This window comes from Herbaspirillum sp. B65 (genome assembly GCF_000333555.1).
Lineage (GTDB): Bacteria > Pseudomonadota > Gammaproteobacteria > Burkholderiales > Burkholderiaceae_D > Herbaspirillum > Herbaspirillum rubrisubalbicans.
On the sequence record NZ_BADI01000595.1, the window covers coordinates 1 to 1,914 of the forward strand.

General features: G+C 61.4%; 1 protein-coding gene and 3 pseudogenes. 2 read left to right on the forward strand and 2 right to left on the reverse strand.

What is annotated here, in order from left to right; translation table 11 throughout:
* Window positions 1-480, forward strand: a 480-nt coding sequence (locus tag I5W_RS14095; protein WP_044529702.1) for a GntR family transcriptional regulator, incomplete at its 5' end; no start/stop codon positions are given.
* A 156-nt stretch (window positions 481-636) separates the two neighbouring features.
* Here the strand turns inward: I5W_RS14095 and I5W_RS14100 are convergent.
* A pseudogene (locus I5W_RS14100) lies at window positions 637-1,028 on the reverse strand (type II TA system antitoxin MqsA family protein); the annotation flags it as partial.
* A 6-nt stretch (window positions 1,029-1,034) separates the two neighbouring features.
* Window positions 1,035-1,325, reverse strand: a pseudogene (locus tag I5W_RS14105) (type II toxin-antitoxin system MqsR family toxin); the annotation flags it as partial.
* Window positions 1,326-1,759: 434 nt separating this feature from the next.
* Between I5W_RS14105 and I5W_RS33385 the strand changes: the two are divergent.
* Window positions 1,760-1,914 (forward strand): annotated as a pseudogene (locus tag I5W_RS33385) (glutathione transferase); the annotation flags it as partial.

The following is a 1,914-nucleotide window of genomic DNA, read 5'->3' on the forward strand; positions in this document are numbered from 1 at the left end:
TTCCGCTTCTTCCGCTTCGAATCGGCCGATGGCCGCCCGCTGCAGCCGACCAGCGTGATCGTCAGCCGCAAGGTCATCGAGGCACCGCGCCAGGTGGCCGAGGCCTTGCACCTGAAGACGCACGCCCGGGTGATCGAACTGCTGCGCCTGCGCAAGGTGGATGGACAACCGGTACTGGCCGAGAACATCTACCTGTGTGCCCAGCGCTTCAAGGCGCTGGCGGGGAAGGCACCGGAGGATTTCGGCGATCTGCTGTATCCCCTGTATGAGCGCGAATGCGGGCTCATCGTCGCCTCGGCGCGTGAAACCCTGACGGTGGAAACGGTGACGGCGGCGCAGGCCAAGCTGCTGGGACTCAAGGAAAAGACGCCGGTAGTGGTGATCGAACGCATCGCCTTCGGCTCGGATGGTGCGCCGCTGGAGTGGCGACAATCGCGCGGGGCGGGGAGCAAGTTCAGGTATAGCGCGGAGATACGCTGAGCCGGCTTACGCGCGTATCAATCCAAGAGGGGATCATCACCGGCTCTCTCATCCGCACTTGCGCAATTACTTTGCGGGCCTTCGCGTACGCACGGGCCTGGCCGGCTCCTGCATGGAGAACGCCGAACCAGCGTGTGGCGCGCGGGTTGATTCATTGCGCAACTCACCCAGCAAACCCGGATGATTGCGCAGCAGCCGCAGCAGCAGCACCAACGCACGAGGCGGCTTGATCTTGCCGGCCTCGTAGCGATTGAAGGCATTGACGCCCCCGCCGAACAGCAGACTGGCCTCGCGCTGGCCCAGGTGCAATGCCTGGCGCGCAGCAATGATTTCCTCCGGATCGATCAATCCCGCATTGACCGTCTTGTTGAAAGCCAGGGCTTCGGCCGAGANTCGTTCTTCTTTCGCGGGGTCCGGCAGGCATTCTCCGCAACGCGGACAGTACTGCCCGCTGACAGCAGCAATGATCGGGGTTCGCCTTTGTAGGCATACGGCAGGTCACGCGTGTCGCGCACCAGCACAGCACCTCCGCATTGGGGGCATTTCATGTCATTCTCCTTGAAGGATACGATCAGCACATCATCGACCACGGTCAGCTTGAGATAGAGCACGCCGTGCCGTGTCGACGGGCGGTACACGTCCTGCCAGATCCGATGATCGTCGTGCGTGGTCATGCTCTTGTAGAAGTCACGCTTGCCCAGACTGGCCACGATGGCTACCATCCCCATCTCGTCGATACCCATGGCTGCAGCCCCCAGCAGTGCCGACGCCGTCTTGCGCACCCGCCCTTGGCGAACCAGTGAATGAACGACTTCCAGCTTGCAGTGGGGAGTGTGCTTTTCCATTTGCATTGTAACCATCTTGGTTATGATCGCCAAGCTGGTGATAGCGAAGAGGTTTGAGAAACGAGAGGAAATTCGATCACCGGGTGCGGCGGATGCCCGATGCGAAACCGCGATTCTGAAACGCACTCTGTGGTTTTGATGCACACGGACGGAAATGTCGCGCGAAACTCGTTTACTATCGTCGCTCAGCCCATCACTTCCCACACCATGCAACTGAAGCGATCCCTCATCCAGACACGCGCTGCCCTTCCGGCCGCCGGTGTCTGCCTGCGCGGGCTGAACACCAAAAAACGGCATCTCCGCTGACGGGGATGTCACGTCCCGTCCGGCGGATCGCCTGGCGGGACTGGATCGCAACATCGCCCTTCTTTCAGACCTCGCCCGGCGCACTGCCGGCGGAACGGCTTTCTTCAACCGTTCTTCATGAGGTACATATGCAAACTGATCGTCACCCGTCCGCTCTGCAACTCCACGTCGACGCCCAATACGCCAGCCCCTATGCCATGTCGGTCTTCGTCGCCCTGCGCGAAAAGGCCTTGCCCTTCGATCTGCACACCGTCGACCTCGACGCCGCTGCCCATCATGATCC